Below are 15038 nucleotides of genomic sequence, written 5' to 3'. Positions count from 1 at the left end.
CGGGGCGAGGCGGGGGACTCGAAGGCCGGTCACCGGGTCAGGCCGACCGCCGCCGCGAGGCGGGCGACGCCGGCCGCTTCCGGGCCGCTCCGGTACACCTCGGCGAGCACCGTACGGGCCACCGGCCGGCACCGGACCTCGGCCGGTGCGGTGCGGTCCGCCTCGACCAGCAGGCGTCCCGCCCCGGGCAGGTCGCCGAGCCGGAGGTACGCGCGGGCGGTGTCGATCAGGTGCGCGGCCCGGTACTCGGCCGGCAGTCGTCGCCACGAGTCCCGTCTCGTGACCGAAGCATGGCGGCGCAGGGCGTCGGCGGTGTCGCCCAACTCAGCGGCCGTCAGCACCCGGGCCAGCTCGATCACGGTGGGCCCGAAGCTGGTCTGGTGGTGGTCGTGTCCGTCGCCGACCCGGTCGGCGAGGTCGGCGGCCCGGTCGAGCAACTCGGCGACGCTGCGGTCGTCACCGCAGTCGACGGCGGCGAGGGCGGCCTGGAGCAGAAGCGCCCCGCACACCACCGACTCTCCCGGCGGCACCTCCCGCGGCACGGCTGGCGCGATCCGGTTCGCGGCGGCGAGGGCCGCGGTCATCGCCAAGCGCCCTCGGCCGAGCGCACGTAGCGCCTGCCCGAGCGGCACCGCTGCGGTGGCCGCCACCACGGGGTCCTCGGCGGCCACCGCCATCGCCCGGTCGGCGGCCAGCCAGGCGAGGCCGGCGTCACCGAGCTTGACCAGGACCGACGAGGTGAGCCGGTACGCCTGCACCAGCAACTCCGCACTCCGCTCCGCGCGTGGGGTGTGGCAGCGTCGGGCGGTGTCGAGCAGGTCGGGCAGCATCCGCACCAACTGCGGGTAGTGGGCGTGCTGGTAGGCCAGCCAGCCGTGACCCACCAGGCGTGCCACCTCGTCCACCGGTGGCAGCGGCGGAGCCTCGACGCCCGTACGGAACACGTCGTGGCGGGCCAGCGCCGCCCGGACACCGTCCACCCCGTCGACCAGACCGGACGTGGTCGCCGCTGCTGGTGGGGTGTCCCGGCCGAGCAGCACCACCGGATCGATCCGGAGCACCTCGGCGATCTCCTCGATCACCGACAACCTGTCCAACGCCCGGACCCCCCGCTCGACCTTGTCCACCCAGCTCTTGGACTTGCCGAGCCGGTCGGCGAAGACCTGTTGGGACATCCGCCGCTGCACCCGCCACTGCGCCACCCGACGACCGATCGGCAGCTCACCCACGGTCACGGCGCCACCGCCGGTCGGGCACCGCGCGTGTGGTCTCCTCGACCGGTATCCGCTCCGCGTCGGCCTGCGCCAGGAGCCGGTCCTTCGCCGCCTCCCGTTCGGCCTGCTCGACCTGTTCGCCCCGGCTCTGTGCCGGATCGCGCCGCGTACCGTCCATCCGCAACCTTTCGGAGGGGGCGCGGCGATGGTTCCTGCGGGGATCGAGACCGCCGCGCCGGTGGAGAGCGCGGCCAGCCCCACCGGTGTCGATGCGTCGTGCCGTCACGCCCGTGGTCAGGACGCTACGGAGCACACCGGTACCTGCTGGAACAGTTACGCACCACTACCGTACGGCTACCCGGAGGTGATGCTCATGCGTTCGCAGAGGCCCCGCAGCTCTGATGAGGTCGCGCCCCTGCGGAGCAGCGATCGCACGGTCTCTCGGGCCGAGATCGACGAGCGGGTGTGCTGCGGGCCGACCCGCTCCGCGGCGAGGAGCATCCGTACGGCGTCCCGGTCCCGACCGGTCCCTTCGGCCGCGCGGCTCATGTCGAGCCAGAAGTACACCTGCCGCACTGCCGGCAACCCGGTCACGTCCACGCCCGCCGCTGTCCCCATGGCCGCCTCGGGACGACCGGTGTCGAGCTGGTACGCCATCCGCCACAGGGCCACGTTCCGTGGCCCCCAGGCGAGGTCCCAGCTCGTGGTTTCGCCGGTGTGCGCGGCGATGCGGGCGGCCTCGGCCAGGTGATCCTCAGCCCTCGCATGGTCCCGCAGGCCGGCGAGGTGGTGGGCCCGCGCGAGGTGGAGGAAGCCGAGCACGTCCAGGGCGCTGTCCGCGCTGCTGCCCTGGAGGTCGGCGCTTGCCGCGTCGCAGAGGGCGCGCGCCGGACCGTACGCACCGGAGTAGGCGGACACCCGCGCCCGGTTGGCGGCAGCCACCCCCGCTGCCACGGGGTCATCCAGCAGCCCCGCTGCCTCGGAGCAGCGCTCCGCCGCGAGCCAGGCATGTGCGGGGTAACCGACGTTGAGCAGGGCACCCATCGCCACCCCGTACACCGGCACCATCTCCACCAGCGCCGTGCGCCGGTCGGTCAGGTCGTGCAGCGCCGGCACCAGGTCCACGAGCCGACGCAGGGCACCGGCGTAGTCGCACCGGCCGTAGAGGTCCCGTACGAGCGCGGCCTCCCGACGAATCTGCTCGGCCGTCACCCCGGCACCGGGTGAGGTGGTCAGCGGCGTGTCCATCATGATCCGCCACACGCGTTCGGCATCGATACGAGCCGCGTCCAGCTGCCGGTCGGCCGGTGTGTACGCCTGCCCGGTCAGGTCGAACACCGAACATTCGAGCGCTGCGGCCAGGTCGACGACCATGTACCGGTCGGTGCGCTGCTGTCCACGCTCGATCCGTGACCACGAGGTGTGGGAGATGCCGGCACGACTGGCGGCGTGTCGGACACTCCACCCGCGCAGTTCCCGGCGGGCACGGATGCGGTCACCGATCGTCGGATCGGCCGGTATGGGGCGACGAGGCATGGGTGGGCGCTCCCCGACAGCGGGACTGGTCGGCGGACACCGAGGGCTGCTGACACGGCAGACCGCCACTTCGGACAGTACACGGACGGCTACCGCGCCACGTCGGTCAGGCGACGTCGACGACATCGGTGCCCACCAGATCCGCCAGGCCGGCCCGGATGTCGACCAGGTCGGCCAGGGCGCCGGCCAGGTCGTCGTACCGGATGGGAAGCAGGATGTCGCGCAGCCCGGCCTCGACGTCGAGCAACGCCGCGACATCCTGTTCGATCGCGCGCAGGCCGATGGGGAACGTGTCGGGCGTGTCCACCGGTACCGTCCGGTCCATGTTTCCTCCCCCACCGGTCATCGCCGGTCCGGCTCCCCGCGCAGCAGCGTGGCCAGCGCCCGCCGGGCCTTCAGCAGGCTGCTCCTGACCGCCTCCGGAGTCATGTTCAGCTGTTCGGCGATCTCGCCCGGTTGGTAGCCCTCCAAGGTCCAGGCCATCACCTGACGCTGCCGGGAGGGCAGGTGACCGAGCAGGCGGAGTTCCTCCTGCCCGGCCTCCCAGGCGGCGATCTCGGAGACGGACGCCCGCAGCAGGGGAGTGCGGTCCGCGAGGTCGTCGGTGGGCAACTCCACCAGCCCGGCCATGCGTCGGGCGTACTCCCGGGAGGCGACCCGGCGGGTCCACGGCCCCGGGCTGCGGATGGTGTCCCACTGCTCCAGGGCCCGGCGCATGGTCTCCTGGGCGACGTCCGCCGCGTCCGCGACGGACGCGCCCTGCCACACCAGGAACGCCACCAGTCTGCCCACCTCGTTGCGGTAGAAGGCGCTGAACGCCGCGACGGTCGCCGGCGACAGGACGTCCCGGTGCCGCTGCGGTGTGGTGCCCGGCGTTGCTCGGTGCTCCGTGGGCCTGGTCGATCCCCCGGGGCGCTCATCCACGACGCTCGTCGTCCTTCCGGGACGGCACGGTCAGGGTGCAGCAGGAGCCGTCGGCCCGCCGCTCACGTACCTGTCCACCGGCGGGTAGTGCCGAGACCAGCGCCACCAGGGTCTCCCCGCGCGCCTGCTCCTGGCGCACCCGCCACTGGAGCCGGATCCACAGCGCAGAAACTGTGCTGGCCTTGGCAACGACCGCCAGACCGATCCACCCCCAGGTCACCATGTCCACCGCACGTCACTCCGTTCGTCCGCGAGGGTTGCGCGTCGTCGTAGTGAAGAGCGACGGCGGGTGGCGTCCGTGAACCGCCGGGCCGGTCTTTTTTCGGGGACGGCCGAGTTGTCTCCCGGACGGGCCGGTGACCGTGGACCGGGCAGACGAGCCCACACCGTGGCGCTTCTGCGAGGACGAGGGCGGAATCATGGTGGCTTCCGCAAGGGGTGACTGGCATGTGGGCTGGTGGATGCGGGCGCTAGGGTGTCCCGGTGACGAGTTACCGGATCGGGGAGGCCGCCGAGCTGCTCGGGGTGAGCGCCGACACCGTACGCCGTTGGGTCGACGGTGGCCGGCTGCCGGCCGGGCGGGACACGCACGGCCACCGGATGATCGACGGGGTCGAGCTGGCCGGGTTCGTCCGGGCCCAGGCCGCCGAGCCCGACGACCGCTCGGAGTTCTCCTCCGCGCGCAACCGGCTGCGGGGCATCGTCACCGCCGTGATCAAGGACGCGGTCATGGCGCAGGTCGACATCCAGGCCGGCCCGTTCCGGATCGTGTCGCTGATGAGCCGGGAGGCGGTCGACGAGCTGGATCTGCGGGTCGGTGCGGTGGCGGTGGCGGTGATCAAGTCGACCACGGTGGTGGTGGAGCGTCCGTCGGCGACGCGGGGGAGGGCGGGATCGTGAGGGTACGCGGCGTCCTGGCCGCTCTGGTGGCGTCGGCCGTGCTGTCCGGGTGCGGCGGCCCCGGCTCCGCCGACGGGGGCACGGAGACGGTCACCGTCTTCGCGGCGGCGTCCCTGACCGACGCGTTCACCACGCTCGCCCGGGACTTCGAGGCCGACCGGTCGGGGACCCGGCTGCGTCTCACCTTCGCCGGCAGTTCGGCGCTGGCCACCCAGATCAACCAGGGTGCCCCGGCCGACGTGTTCGCCTCGGCCGCGCCCGCCCCGATGCGGGCGGTCACCGATGCGGGCAACGGCGACGGCACACCGGTCACCTTCGCCCGCAACCAGCTGGTCATCGCGGTGCCGAAGGGCAACCCGGCCGGGGTCACCGGGCTGGCCGATCTGACCGGGCCCGGGGTGAAGGTCGCGCTCTGTGCCGAGCAGGTGCCCTGCGGCACGGCGGCGCGTACCGCGCTCGACGCCGCCGGGGTGACGCTCACCCCGGTCACCCTCGAACAGGACGTCCGGGGCGCGCTCGCCAAGGTGACCCTCGGCGAGGTGGACGCCGCCCTGGTCTACCGCACCGACGTCCGGGGCGCGGACGACGTGCAGGGAGTCGAGTTCCCCGAGTCGTCCCGCGCGGTCAACGACTACCCGATCGTCGTGCTCACCGACGCGGCGAACCGGTCCGGCGCGCGGGCCTTCGTCGACCACGTACGGTCCGAGCGGGGCCGGGCGGTGCTCGCCGCTGCCGGCTTCCAGTCCCCGTAGTGCCGGCGCGCATCCGTACCCCCGGGGTGGCCACGCGACGGCAGGTGCCGATCGCGCTGCTCGTGCCGGCCGCCCTCGGGTTGCTCTTCCTGGTGTTGCCGCTGGTCGGGCTCCTGGCCCGCGCGCCCTGGGCGGACCTGCCCCGGCGGCTCGCCGAGCCCGGCGTGCTCACCGCGCTGCGGCTCTCGCTGGTCTCGGCGACCCTGGCCACCCTGCTCTGTCTCCTGCTCGGCGTGCCGTTGGCCTGGCTGCTCGCCCGGGTGGAGTTTCCCGGCCGGCGGCTGGTCCGCGCCCTGGTCACCGTGCCGCTGGTGCTGCCGCCGGTGGTCGGCGGCGTGGCGCTGCTGCTGGTCTTCGGCCGGCGTGGCCTGCTCGGCGGCTGGCTCGACGCGACGTTCGGCGTCTCGCTGCCGTTCACCACCGCCGGTGTCGTGCTCGCCGAGTCCTTCGTGGCGATGCCCTTCCTGATCATCGCGGTGGAGGGTGCCCTGCGCGGTGCGGACCGCCGCTACGAGGAGGCGGCCGCGACCCTCGGGGCCAGCCGGTGGACCACCTTCACCCACGTCACCCTGCCGCTGGTGGCGCCGGGGGTGACCGCCGGGGCGGTGCTCTGCTGGGCCCGCGCTCTCGGCGAGTTCGGCGCGACGATCACCTTCGCCGGCAACTACCCCGGCACCACGCAGACCATGCCGCTGGCGGTGTACCTGGCCCTGGAGACCGACCTGGAGGCGGCCATCGTGCTGAGCCTCGTGCTGCTGGCCGTCTCCGTCACCATCCTCGCCGTGCTGCGTGACCACTGGACGGTCGGCCGGTGACCGGGGGACTGGCCGCGCACCTGGTCGTCGAGCGGGTCGACTTCCGGCTGGACGTCCGGCTGCGGGTCGCCGCCGGGGAGGTCGTCGCCCTGCTCGGTCCGAACGGGTCCGGCAAGACCACCGCCCTGCGCGCACTGGCCGGACTGCAACCGCTCACCGCCGGACACGTCACCCTCGACGGTCGGGACCTCGACCGGCCCGCCACCCGGTCGTGGACCCCGCCGGAGCGCCGCCGGGTCGGCGTGGTCTTCCAGGACCACCTGCTCTTTCCCCACCTGAGCGCGGTGGAGAACGTGGCGTTCGGGCCGCGCCGGCAGGGGCTCGACCGGCGGGCGGCCCGCGCGCTGGCCCGGGACTGGCTCGACCGGGTCGGCCTGGCCGACCACGCCGCCCGCCGCCCCCGGCAACTCTCCGGCGGGCAGGCGCAGCGGGTCGCGGTGGCCCGGGCGCTGGCGGTCGGGCCAGCGCTGCTCCTGCTCGACGAGCCGCTCGCCGCGCTCGACGCCCGGACCCGCCTGGACATCCGGGCCGAACTCCAACGGCACCTGGCCGCCCACTGCGGAGCGGTCCTGCTGGTCACCCACGACCCGCTGGACGCCCTGGTGCTCGCCGACCGACTGGTCGTCGTCGAGGCGGGACGTGTGGTGCAGGAGGGCGACGCGACCACCGTCACCGCCCGCCCCCGCACCGACTACGTGGCCCGGCTGGTCGGGCTCAACCTGCACCGCGGGCACGCCACCGGTCACCGGGTCCGGCTCTCCGACGGGCTGGTGCTGGCCACCGCCGACCGGGGCGACGGGGACTCCTTCGTCGCCTTCCCGCCGTCGGCGGTCGCGCTCCATCCCGACCGACCGGGGGAGGGCCGGTGCAACACCTGGGCGGCCACCGTCGCTGGCGTCGAGCGCCACGGCGACAACCTCCGGGTACGCCTGGACGGCGTGCTCCCGGTGGCTGCCGACGTCCCCCCGGTCGACGCCGCCGGGCTGCGACTCTCCACCGGCCAGCCGGTCTGGGCCGCCGTCGAGCCCACCGCGATCCGGGTGTACCCGGCGGCGGTGACCTGACGTCGCGCTTCGTCAACCTCAGGTTGACTTTTGCTGTGCGTCAACCTATGGTTGACGCATGACGAATCCCGTCCAGATGAACAACCCGGTACGCCTCGACGACCTGATCGAGGCGATCAAGCTCGTGCACAGCGACACCCTCGACCAGCTTGCCAGCGCGGTGGTCGCCGCCGACCACCTCGGCGAGGTCGCCGACCACCTGATCGGCCACTTCGTCGACCAGGCCCGGCGCTCGGGTGCCTCCTGGACCGACATCGGCCGGAGTATGGGTGTCAGCAAGCAGGCCGCCCAGAAGCGCTTCGTGTCGAAGGGAGGAGACGCGCCGATGGACCCGAGCGAGGGCTTCAGCCGATTCACCCCGCGTGCCCGCAACGTCGTGATGGCCTCGCAGAACGAGGCCCGTGCCGCCGGCAACCCGCAGATCGGCCCGGAACACCTGGTCCTCGGGCTGCTCGCCGAGCCGGAGGCGGTGGCGGCCAAGGCGATCACCGCGCAGGGGGTCACCCCGGAGGCGCTCCGGGAGGCGGTGACCGCGACGCTGCCGGCGGCGGTGCCGGACGTGCCGGACCTGATCCCCTACAACGCCGAGGGCAAGAAGGCCCTGGAGTTGACCTTCCGGGAGGCGCTGCGGCTGGGGCACAACTACATCGGCACCGAGCACATCCTGCTCGCCCTCCTCGAACAGGAGGCCGGCAGCGGCGTGCTCACCCGCCTCGGGATCGACAAGGCGGCGGTGGAGGCCACCGTCGCGGCGGTCATCGAGGCCATCGTGCGGGCCAGGTCCACCGACTGAGCCGACCCGGCGCGGGCGTCCCCGACCGGGGGACCGGGACGTCCGCGCCGGGTCGCACCGCGAACGCTCCATTACCGGTAAGCGGCAGCGTGCGGGAGGCGGTGGTCGACTTTCCGTCACGTGGCACATCGCTGTGTGCGAGTGCCCGAACACGCCGTTACGATGTGCGGACGTACCCGCCGAAAGGGCCGTCCCCTGTTGCGCCGTGCCGCGATCGTCTCCCCCTCGGCCCCGACCCCGGGGCGTTCCGCCCTGCCCGGGTCGGCGGGGTGGACCCGCCTGGCTCGCGCGGTTGTTCTCGCCGTGGCCGGGGTCGGCGCCGCCCTGCTCGCCGTGGCACTCTTCGACACCCCGGCCCGCGCCGAGACGCGTGCCGGTGGCGGTGACACCGGACGCACCGCCGACCTGATCGCCCACCTGGGCCACCCCGGACGCCTCACGACGTCGGCCCCGTTACGCGAGCCCGCTGCCGCGCCGGCCCACGTTCCGCTGCCGGCGGCTCGCTCCGCCGTCACCGGCCGGAGCCGGCTGCCCGTGGCTCCGGACCGGCCGGGTCCGCAGGCGCCGTCCACCGGCGAGACGCCGTCGCTCCGGCCGCTGGACCGGGAGGGCGCGACGCGGCCCCGAACGGAGCCCCTCGTGCCCCGGGTCGTCGAGCGGGTCCTGCCGTCGCGCCCCGCTCCGCCGGTGCCGGACTCGCCGGTCGTACCGGCCGACGGGCCGCTGCGGCCTCCGGTGGCCGCCCCGCCGGGCACCCCGGGCGGGGTCGTGCCCGCCCCGCCGGGCACCCCGGGCGGGGTCGCGCCCGCCCCGGTTACCACACTGCCCCGGCCGTCCGTCCCCGTCGTGCCGCCCCGGCCCGACGCCGGTCCCGACGGCCCGGTGGAGATTCCCGCCGTGCGTCCCGCGCCGGACCCCGCGTCGCCACCCGGTCGGATCCCGCTGCCACCCCGGCTGGTCGGCGTGGTGGACGGTGCGCTGCGGCCGATCCTCGACCTGCTCACCGACCTGGTCGGCGGGGTGCTCCCGCCGATCCTCGACCTGCCCGGTGGCGTGATCGGCCCGCTGCTCCCGCCGGATTCGGCGACCCCGGCCGTGCCGGTGCCGACGCCCGTCCCCGTGGACCGGGCGGAACAACCGCCGGTCACGGATCCGCAGGTCGATCCCCCCTGGGTCCACAATGGAGTTCCGCTGCCGCCGGGCCTGGCCGGAGGCGGGGGAGCCGGAGGGCCCGTGGCGCCGCCGGTCGTCCCCGTCTGCCGGTCGGCCGCGCCGGCCGCGTCGACCGTTCATTCCGGGCCAGCCCCCGGTGAGGCCCCGGAGGCGCCGGTGGCACCCGGCGAGGACCGGGCCACCGGGGACACTGGCCCCCGCAGCGGTGCGGCCCTGTCGCCGGAGACGTCCGGCCTGGACCGCTCCGACCGTCACGCCCGTGCGGAGGTTCCGCCGGCACCCGCCCGGGGTCGCTCTCCCGCGGTGGCCGCCCGCCCCGGCTGAGTACGCCCTCCCGCCGTCCGCCCCGGCTCCACGAGCCGTCCGGGCGACGACGGGTCACGCGGGCACGCCCGTCCGTCCCGGACATGGCGGAGCCCGAGGGCCGTACCCCTTCCGCGTGCGTACCGGCCCCGCCCTCCCGTACCGGGAGCCGGCCGGGTGGCCGTCGCGACGCGTACCCGAGATCGGAGAGTACGTAGTGATTCGTGTAGTCGTGGTGGAGGAGATGGGACTGTTGCGCGGTGCGCTCTGCGCCGTGCTGTCCCACGAGGAGGACATGGAGATCGCCGCGGCGGTCGCGGACGTCCGTGAGGTGTCCGCGGTGGTGCGTCGCACCCAGCCGGACGTCGTCGTGCTGGATGTGGTGCCGGAGTCCCCCCAGTCGTGTGGCCCGGTCCGAACCATCGAGGAGATCGGCGTGCACGTGCCCAAGGCGGCTGTACTGGCGATGAGCTACCGGTGGAGCCCTGCGGTCCTCGAGGCGGCGGTGTCGGCCGGGGCGCGCGGGTTCATTGGCAAGGACGGCCCGTTGGAGGAACTGGTTCGGATGGTCCGGTCGCTGGCCGCCGGGGAACGGGTCATCGACCCCACGGCGGCGGTCGCCGTGTTGAGCCCGCCGAAGAGCCCGTTCACGCCCCGGGAGCTGGACGTGCTGCGCGCCGCCGCCGAGGGGCTGCCGCTCAAGGAGATCGCCCGTCGCCTCTTCCTGGCGCACGGGACGGTGCGCAACCACCTGTCGGCGATCCTGCGCAAGACCGGGTCCCGTAACCGGATGGAGGCGATCCGCCGCGCCCAGCGCGACGGGTGGCTGTAGACCCTGCCGTCGGTGGGGTCGGCCGGTCGGTGCCGGTCGACTCCAGGCTCCGGCCGGTCGCCGGCCGGTGCTCCGTCCACCGACGGATGTCCGTCAGTCCCGTGCAAGCGACTTTCCGGCCGCATCGGTCATCGCGGAACTCATCCGACTGATCAGCGGTACCGGCCGAACGACCGATTCGGTATTGTCCATTCGGGAGTGACGGTGATCCGTCCGGGGGAATTCATCGATGCTAAACATCCGTCGGCGTGGATTCGTCATGCCGGCCGGACGTTACATCGGTGTAAGGAAACGTCAACCTCTCTGCTTTCCGGTTGGTGTCCAATTCGGGAGGAAATTCGTGATCCGTACCCTGCTTGCCCTCGACGGCACGCTGATCCGCGGCGCGTTGGCTCTGGTGCTCGCCGCTGAGCAGGACATCAGCGTGGTGGCCGAGGTGGATCGCGGCGACGAGGTCCAGCCGATGCTCTGGACGAAGCTGCCCGACGTGGCGGTGGTCGACCTCGACCTGATCGACGACGGGGCCGGTCCCGTCGGACCGTGCCCGATGCTGGTGCTGGCCGACCGGCGCCGGGTCCGGGGACTGCACCACGTGCTCGCCGGCGGGCGCACCGTCGGCGTGCTCGCCAACGATGTCTCACCTCACCGGGTGGTCGACGGCGTCCGTCGGCTCGCCCGGGGAGAGACGGTGGTCGACGCGGAGCTGGTGCTCGCCGCGCTGACCGCCACCAGCCCGCTGACCGGCCGGGAGACCGAGATCCTGGAACTCACGGCGGCGGGAGCGACGGTCGCGGAGGTGGCCGGCTCGCTGGGACTCTCACCGGGCACGGTGCGCAACCACCTTGGCCGGATCACCCGGAAGGCGGGTGCCCGCACCCGGGTGGAGGCGGTCCGCCTCGCACGCGACGCCGGCTGGATCTGACGCTCCGCGCCGGCCGGATCGGCACGGATCCGGCCGGTACGCAGCCGACGATCAACCCGCCCGTCGACCGCTGTCCCGTACCTCGCCGTCGACCGCTGTCCCGTACCTCGCCGGAGGAGGTGCCGCGAGCCGTCGGGGAAGGAGCTGGTCGGGCGTCAGGCCGATCCGCTCCGCGCCGGAGAGCCGGCCGCCGGAGGGGACGCCGGAACGTCGTCCCAGTACCCGACCAGCTCCCGGTAGGTGGCGGACCGGCCGAGCAGGTCCCGGTGCTCGCCGAGCATCGGCCGCTCGCCGTCCAGGACCAGCACCCGGTCGGCCCGTAGCGCGGACGTGATCCGGTGGGCGACCACGATCAGGGCACCGGGCCGTCGGCCGAAGGCCTCCTCGACCAGCGCCTCGGCGGGCGGGTCCAGGTGGCAGGTCGCCTCGTCCAGGATGGCCAGCGGGGCGGGTGCCAGCCAGGCCCGGACCGCCGCGATCACCTGCCGCTCCCCGGCGGAGAGCGTCGTCGGTGCCACCGGCGCGGCCAGCCCGCCCAACCGGTCGGCCAGCGGCCGGGCACCCAGCGCGTCCAGCGCTGCGGTCAGGGCCGCGTCGTCGGCGTCCGGACGCAGGTAGCGCAGGTTGTCCGCCAGGGAGCCGCTGAAGACGTACGCCTCCTGCGGCACCAGCACCCGCAGCCGGGCCAGCTGTTCCGCGGGGAGCTCGCCGACCGGCGTACCGGCGATCTCCACCGAGCCGGACTCCGGCCGCACCAGCCCGGAGGCCAGGGCCGCGAGGGTGGACTTGCCCGCCCCGCTCGGCCCGACCACCGCGAGGTGCTCGCCGGGAGCGAGGGTCAGCGAGAAGTCCGCGAGCACGGGCCGGGCGCGGGGGCCGTACCGGAAGGTCAGCCCGCGGACGCGTAGCGCCGCATCACCGTGTGCCGTATCGCCGTGCGCCGCGTCGTCGGGCATCCCGCGTGACGGGCGGGAGCCGCGTGTCGGGCCGGCGTCGCCGGAGGTGGCCGGCGCGTCACGGGCCACCGCTGACCGGCCGGCGTCGGCCGGCGCACCGGTCCGGTCCGCCGATTCGTCCGACGGGCTGGTCAGCAGGATCCGCTCCAGCGTCACCACGTACCGCAGACCGCCCCCGCCCACCCCCTGCACCAGGGCCCGCAGCGCCGGTTGCAGCCCGGTCGAGATGTAGACCAGCGCACCGAGCACCGCCCCGGCGGTCACTCCCCGCGCCACCAGCCACGGCGCGGCGAGCATCAGCACCGCCAGTGGCGCCCAGCCGCCCAGGCCGAGACTGAGGCTGCGCAACGCGGTCATCCGGGCCACCGTCCGCTCGGCGTCGGCCTGCGCGGTGATCCGGCTACCGACCTCGGCCACGACCCGGTCCTGCGCGCCGCAGGCGAGCACGTCCCGGTGGCCGGCCAGTGCGGTCGCCGCCGCCTCGCCGAGCGCCTCGCCGGCCCGGACGTACCGGCGTTGGTGGGCGACCATCGCCGGCAGCCCGGCGGCGAAGACCGCCAACCCGGCCAGCAGCGGCGCGGCGACCAGGGCGGCGACCAGTGGGGCCAACGCCACCAGGCCGACCAGCGCCGAGACGGCGGCGAAGAGGAACCCGCGGACGACCATCAGCAGGCCGCCGAAGGAGTCCCGGACCACCTCCACCTGCTGGGTCAGCCGGGCCACCGCCGCGCTCTCCGGCCGGGTGCCGCCGGTGGTCGCCGCGCGCAGCGCGCCGCGCACCACCCGGTCGGTCAGCTCGTCGCGGAACGGTTCGACCACCGTGCCGAGCGCCCGGTACACCTGGCCGGTGGCCACCGCGCCGACCAGTACGGCCAGCGCCAGCCCGCCGAGCCAGGCCAGGCCGGTGCCGAACCGCCCGGCCAGGAAACCCTCGTCCACGGCACCGGCGACCAGGTAACCGGAGAGCAGCGCCGGCAGCGACTCGGCGGCCGACCAGCCGGCGAGCCGGCCGAGTTGCCACCGCCGGGCACGCAGCGCCCGCCCGGTCTCCCGGAGCACCCCGACGGGCCGCCGGTTCACCCCGTCCGTCGGTCGCGCGCCGTCGTCGCCGACGGGGGAGGCGGTCACCGCGAACCGTCCCCGGCCTCGAAGACCGCCCGGTAGGCAGGATCCGACCAGAGCTGGCGGTGCGGCGCGAGGGCCCGCAGCCGCCCGTCGTCGAGCCAGGCCACCAGGTCGGCCGCCGCCGCCGTCGCCGCGCGGTGGGTGACCACCAGCCGGGTACGCTCACCGGGCCGTCCGGCCACCGCCCGGGCGATCCGGTGCTCGGTGGCGGTGTCCAGGCTGGACGTCGCGTCGTCGAGGACGAGCAGCCGTTCGGCGGTCAACGCGCGGGCCAGCCCCAACCGCTGGGCCTCGCCGCCGGAGAGCGGCGTCCGGGCCAGCGGGGTGCGGAAGCCCTCCGGCAGGCGGCTGACGCAGTCGTCCACCGCCGCGGCGCGGGTCGCCGCGAGCACCGGGGTGGTGGCCGGGGCGCCGGCCGGCGGGGTCGCCACGTCGGCGGGGAGCGCCAGGGCGACCGCCTCGTGCACGGTCGCGCCGACCAGCACCGGCCGTTCGAAGGCGTACCCGACCGCGCGACGCAACGCCGCCGGGGCAACCCGGTGCAGTGGCACCCCGTCCAGCAGCACCTCACCGGCGTCCGGGTCGTGCAGCCGGCCGGCCAACGCCGCGAGCGTGGACTTCCCGGACCCGGAGACACCCACCACCGCGACCGTGTCGCCGGCCGGCACGGTCAGGTCGACCCGGTCCAGGATCGGGCGGCCGTCGTCGGCGTGGACCGTCGCCCCGCGCAGGGTCAGCACACCCCGCCCGGGCGGCAGGGGCAGCTCGCCGGCCGGGACGACCGGCAGGTCGGTCAGCTCGGCGAGGCGGAGGGCCCCGGCGCGGACGCGGACCAGCCGGTTGAGGGCGGCCACCGCCGCGCCGAGTCCCGCGCCGAGGGCCGCGTACCGGACGGCGGCGACCAGTTCCCCGGGGGTGAGCCAGCCGGCGGTCAGCCCGTACCCGCCGACGGCGATCACGGCCAGGTTCAGCAGTGGCGCCACGGCGGCGGTCCGGGCACCCGCGCGGGCCAGCAGCTCCCAGCCGCGCCGGCCGTGTCCGCCCAGCTCGGGCAGGAGTTCGAGGATCCGGTCGGTTTCCCGGTCGGCGGTGGCGGCAGCGGCGATCGTGCGCGCCCCGCCCATCGACTCCAGCAACCGGCCGGCGATCGTGCCGAGGGCCCGCTGGTAGGCGGTGGTCACCGTGGAGGCGTCGGTGACGAAGGCACGCAGCAGTACGGCCAGCAGGATCAGCCCGGCGAGCAGGGTCGCGCCGAGCAACGGTTCCAGGAGGACCAGCGCGACCACGCTGCCCAGCGGGGGGATCAGCGCGACCACGCCGAGGACCACCGCGTTGCCGGCCTGCCCGGCGTCGGCCGCCTGACCGACCAGCCGGGCGACCAGGTCGCCCACCGGGTGTCGGCGGGCCTGCCGGACGTCCAGACGAAACAGGTGGCGCAGCAGATGGTCGCGGAGCCTGGAGGTGGCCCGGGCCGCGCCGTACCCGGTGGCCAGGTCGCCCAGGGTGTCGGTGGCGATCAGTACCGCCACCAGTGCGCAGGCGACCAGTGTCCACCAGCGGGGGCCGTCGCCGAGCGCGGCGTCGACAGCTGAGCCGAGAGCTGCGGGGAGGAGGAGTCCGGCGGCCGCGCCGAGCAGCGCGACAGCGGCCAGCGTGACGGTCCACCGCCCGCCGTACCGCACCGACCGGCGCACCAGCCGGTCCCCGGCCGATCGCGTCCCCATTCGTC

16 protein-coding genes are annotated in these 15038 nt (G+C 74.9%); 8 read left to right on the top strand and 8 right to left on the bottom strand.

The window, feature by feature from the left end:
* Positions 1–29: 29 nt before the first annotated feature.
* The 6 genes from IGA62_RS28075 to IGA62_RS28050 form a co-directional block, all read right to left on the bottom strand.
* Positions 30–1235, bottom strand: a complete 1206-nt coding sequence (locus tag IGA62_RS28075) for a helix-turn-helix domain-containing protein (protein ID WP_145817804.1) — start codon at positions 1233–1235, stop codon at positions 30–32.
* Positions 1222–1392 (bottom strand): hypothetical protein, encoded by a 171-nt coding sequence (locus IGA62_RS28070; RefSeq protein WP_186499833.1) that lies wholly within the window; start codon positions 1390–1392, stop codon positions 1222–1224. The genes IGA62_RS28075 and IGA62_RS28070 overlap by 14 nt, the downstream gene beginning before the upstream one ends.
* Positions 1393–1568: 176 nt before the next feature.
* Positions 1569–2717: a helix-turn-helix domain-containing protein gene (locus tag IGA62_RS28065; RefSeq protein WP_232625159.1), complete on the bottom strand. Its 1149-nt coding sequence runs from the start codon at positions 2715–2717 to the stop codon at positions 1569–1571.
* A gap of 139 nt (positions 2718–2856) precedes the next feature.
* Entirely contained in the window at positions 2857–3075 is a 219-nt protein-coding gene (locus IGA62_RS28060; RefSeq protein WP_145817808.1) for a hypothetical protein, read from the bottom strand.
* A gap of 17 nt (positions 3076–3092) precedes the next feature.
* A complete protein-coding gene (locus IGA62_RS28055) occupies positions 3093–3674 on the bottom strand; it encodes an RNA polymerase sigma factor (RefSeq protein WP_145817810.1) in 582 nt (193 codons plus the stop codon).
* Positions 3667–3903: a hypothetical protein gene (locus IGA62_RS28050; RefSeq protein WP_145817813.1), complete on the bottom strand. Its 237-nt coding sequence runs from the start codon at positions 3901–3903 to the stop codon at positions 3667–3669. Before IGA62_RS28050 ends, IGA62_RS28055 begins: the two co-directional genes overlap by 8 nt.
* Positions 3904–4157: 254 nt before the next feature.
* Here IGA62_RS28050 and IGA62_RS28045 point away from each other — a divergent pair, with 254 nt between their 5' ends.
* The 8 genes from IGA62_RS28045 (at position 4158) to IGA62_RS28010 (ending at position 11228) form a co-directional block, all read left to right on the top strand.
* Positions 4158–4574 carry a TOBE domain-containing protein gene (locus IGA62_RS28045; protein ID WP_145817815.1) on the top strand — a complete coding sequence of 139 codons (417 nt, stop codon included), beginning with the start codon at positions 4158–4160 and terminating at the stop codon, positions 4572–4574.
* Positions 4571–5326: a molybdate ABC transporter substrate-binding protein gene (modA, locus tag IGA62_RS28040; RefSeq protein WP_145817817.1), complete on the top strand. Its 756-nt coding sequence runs from the start codon at positions 4571–4573 to the stop codon at positions 5324–5326. The genes IGA62_RS28045 and modA overlap by 4 nt, the downstream gene beginning before the upstream one ends.
* Positions 5326–6141, top strand: a complete 816-nt coding sequence (locus tag IGA62_RS28035; RefSeq protein WP_145817819.1) for an ABC transporter permease — start codon at positions 5326–5328, stop codon at positions 6139–6141. Before modA ends, IGA62_RS28035 begins: the two co-directional genes overlap by 1 nt.
* Complete coding sequence (locus IGA62_RS28030; protein ID WP_145817821.1) at positions 6123–7205, top strand: ABC transporter ATP-binding protein; 1083 nt, start codon at positions 6123–6125, stop codon at positions 7203–7205. The genes IGA62_RS28035 and IGA62_RS28030 overlap by 19 nt, the downstream gene beginning before the upstream one ends.
* Before the next feature lie 58 nt (positions 7206–7263).
* Positions 7264–7998: a Clp protease N-terminal domain-containing protein gene (locus IGA62_RS28025; RefSeq protein ID WP_145817823.1), complete on the top strand. Its 735-nt coding sequence runs from the start codon at positions 7264–7266 to the stop codon at positions 7996–7998.
* 303 nt (positions 7999–8301) lie between these two features.
* A complete protein-coding gene (locus tag IGA62_RS30405; protein WP_145817826.1) occupies positions 8302–9495 on the top strand; it encodes a hypothetical protein in 1194 nt (397 codons plus the stop codon).
* Positions 9496–9691: 196 nt separating this feature from the next.
* Complete coding sequence (locus IGA62_RS30400) at positions 9692–10306, top strand: response regulator transcription factor (protein ID WP_232624801.1); 615 nt, start codon at positions 9692–9694, stop codon at positions 10304–10306.
* A 340-nt stretch (positions 10307–10646) separates the two neighbouring features.
* Positions 10647–11228, top strand: coding sequence for a response regulator transcription factor (locus IGA62_RS28010; protein WP_145817828.1), 582 nt, complete (start codon positions 10647–10649; stop codon positions 11226–11228).
* Between the two features lie 155 nt (positions 11229–11383).
* Here the strand turns inward: IGA62_RS28010 and IGA62_RS28005 are convergent, their stop codons facing one another.
* Both IGA62_RS28005 and IGA62_RS28000 read right to left on the bottom strand, forming a co-directional pair.
* Positions 11384–13312 (bottom strand): ATP-binding cassette domain-containing protein, encoded by a 1929-nt coding sequence (locus tag IGA62_RS28005; protein WP_232624800.1) that lies wholly within the window; start codon positions 13310–13312, stop codon positions 11384–11386.
* On the bottom strand, positions 13309–15033 hold the full coding sequence (locus IGA62_RS28000) for an ABC transporter ATP-binding protein (protein WP_145817830.1): 1725 nt from the start codon (positions 15031–15033) through the stop codon (positions 13309–13311). The genes IGA62_RS28005 and IGA62_RS28000 overlap by 4 nt, the downstream gene beginning before the upstream one ends.
* Positions 15034–15038 lie beyond the last annotated feature (5 nt).

The sequence above is a fragment of the Micromonospora sagamiensis genome (genome assembly GCF_014680085.1).
GTDB classification, from domain to species: Bacteria; Actinomycetota; Actinomycetes; order Mycobacteriales; family Micromonosporaceae; genus Micromonospora; species Micromonospora inyonensis.
Note: the sequence above shows the minus strand (reverse complement) of the source record. Positions and strands in the feature narration are given on the sequence as shown.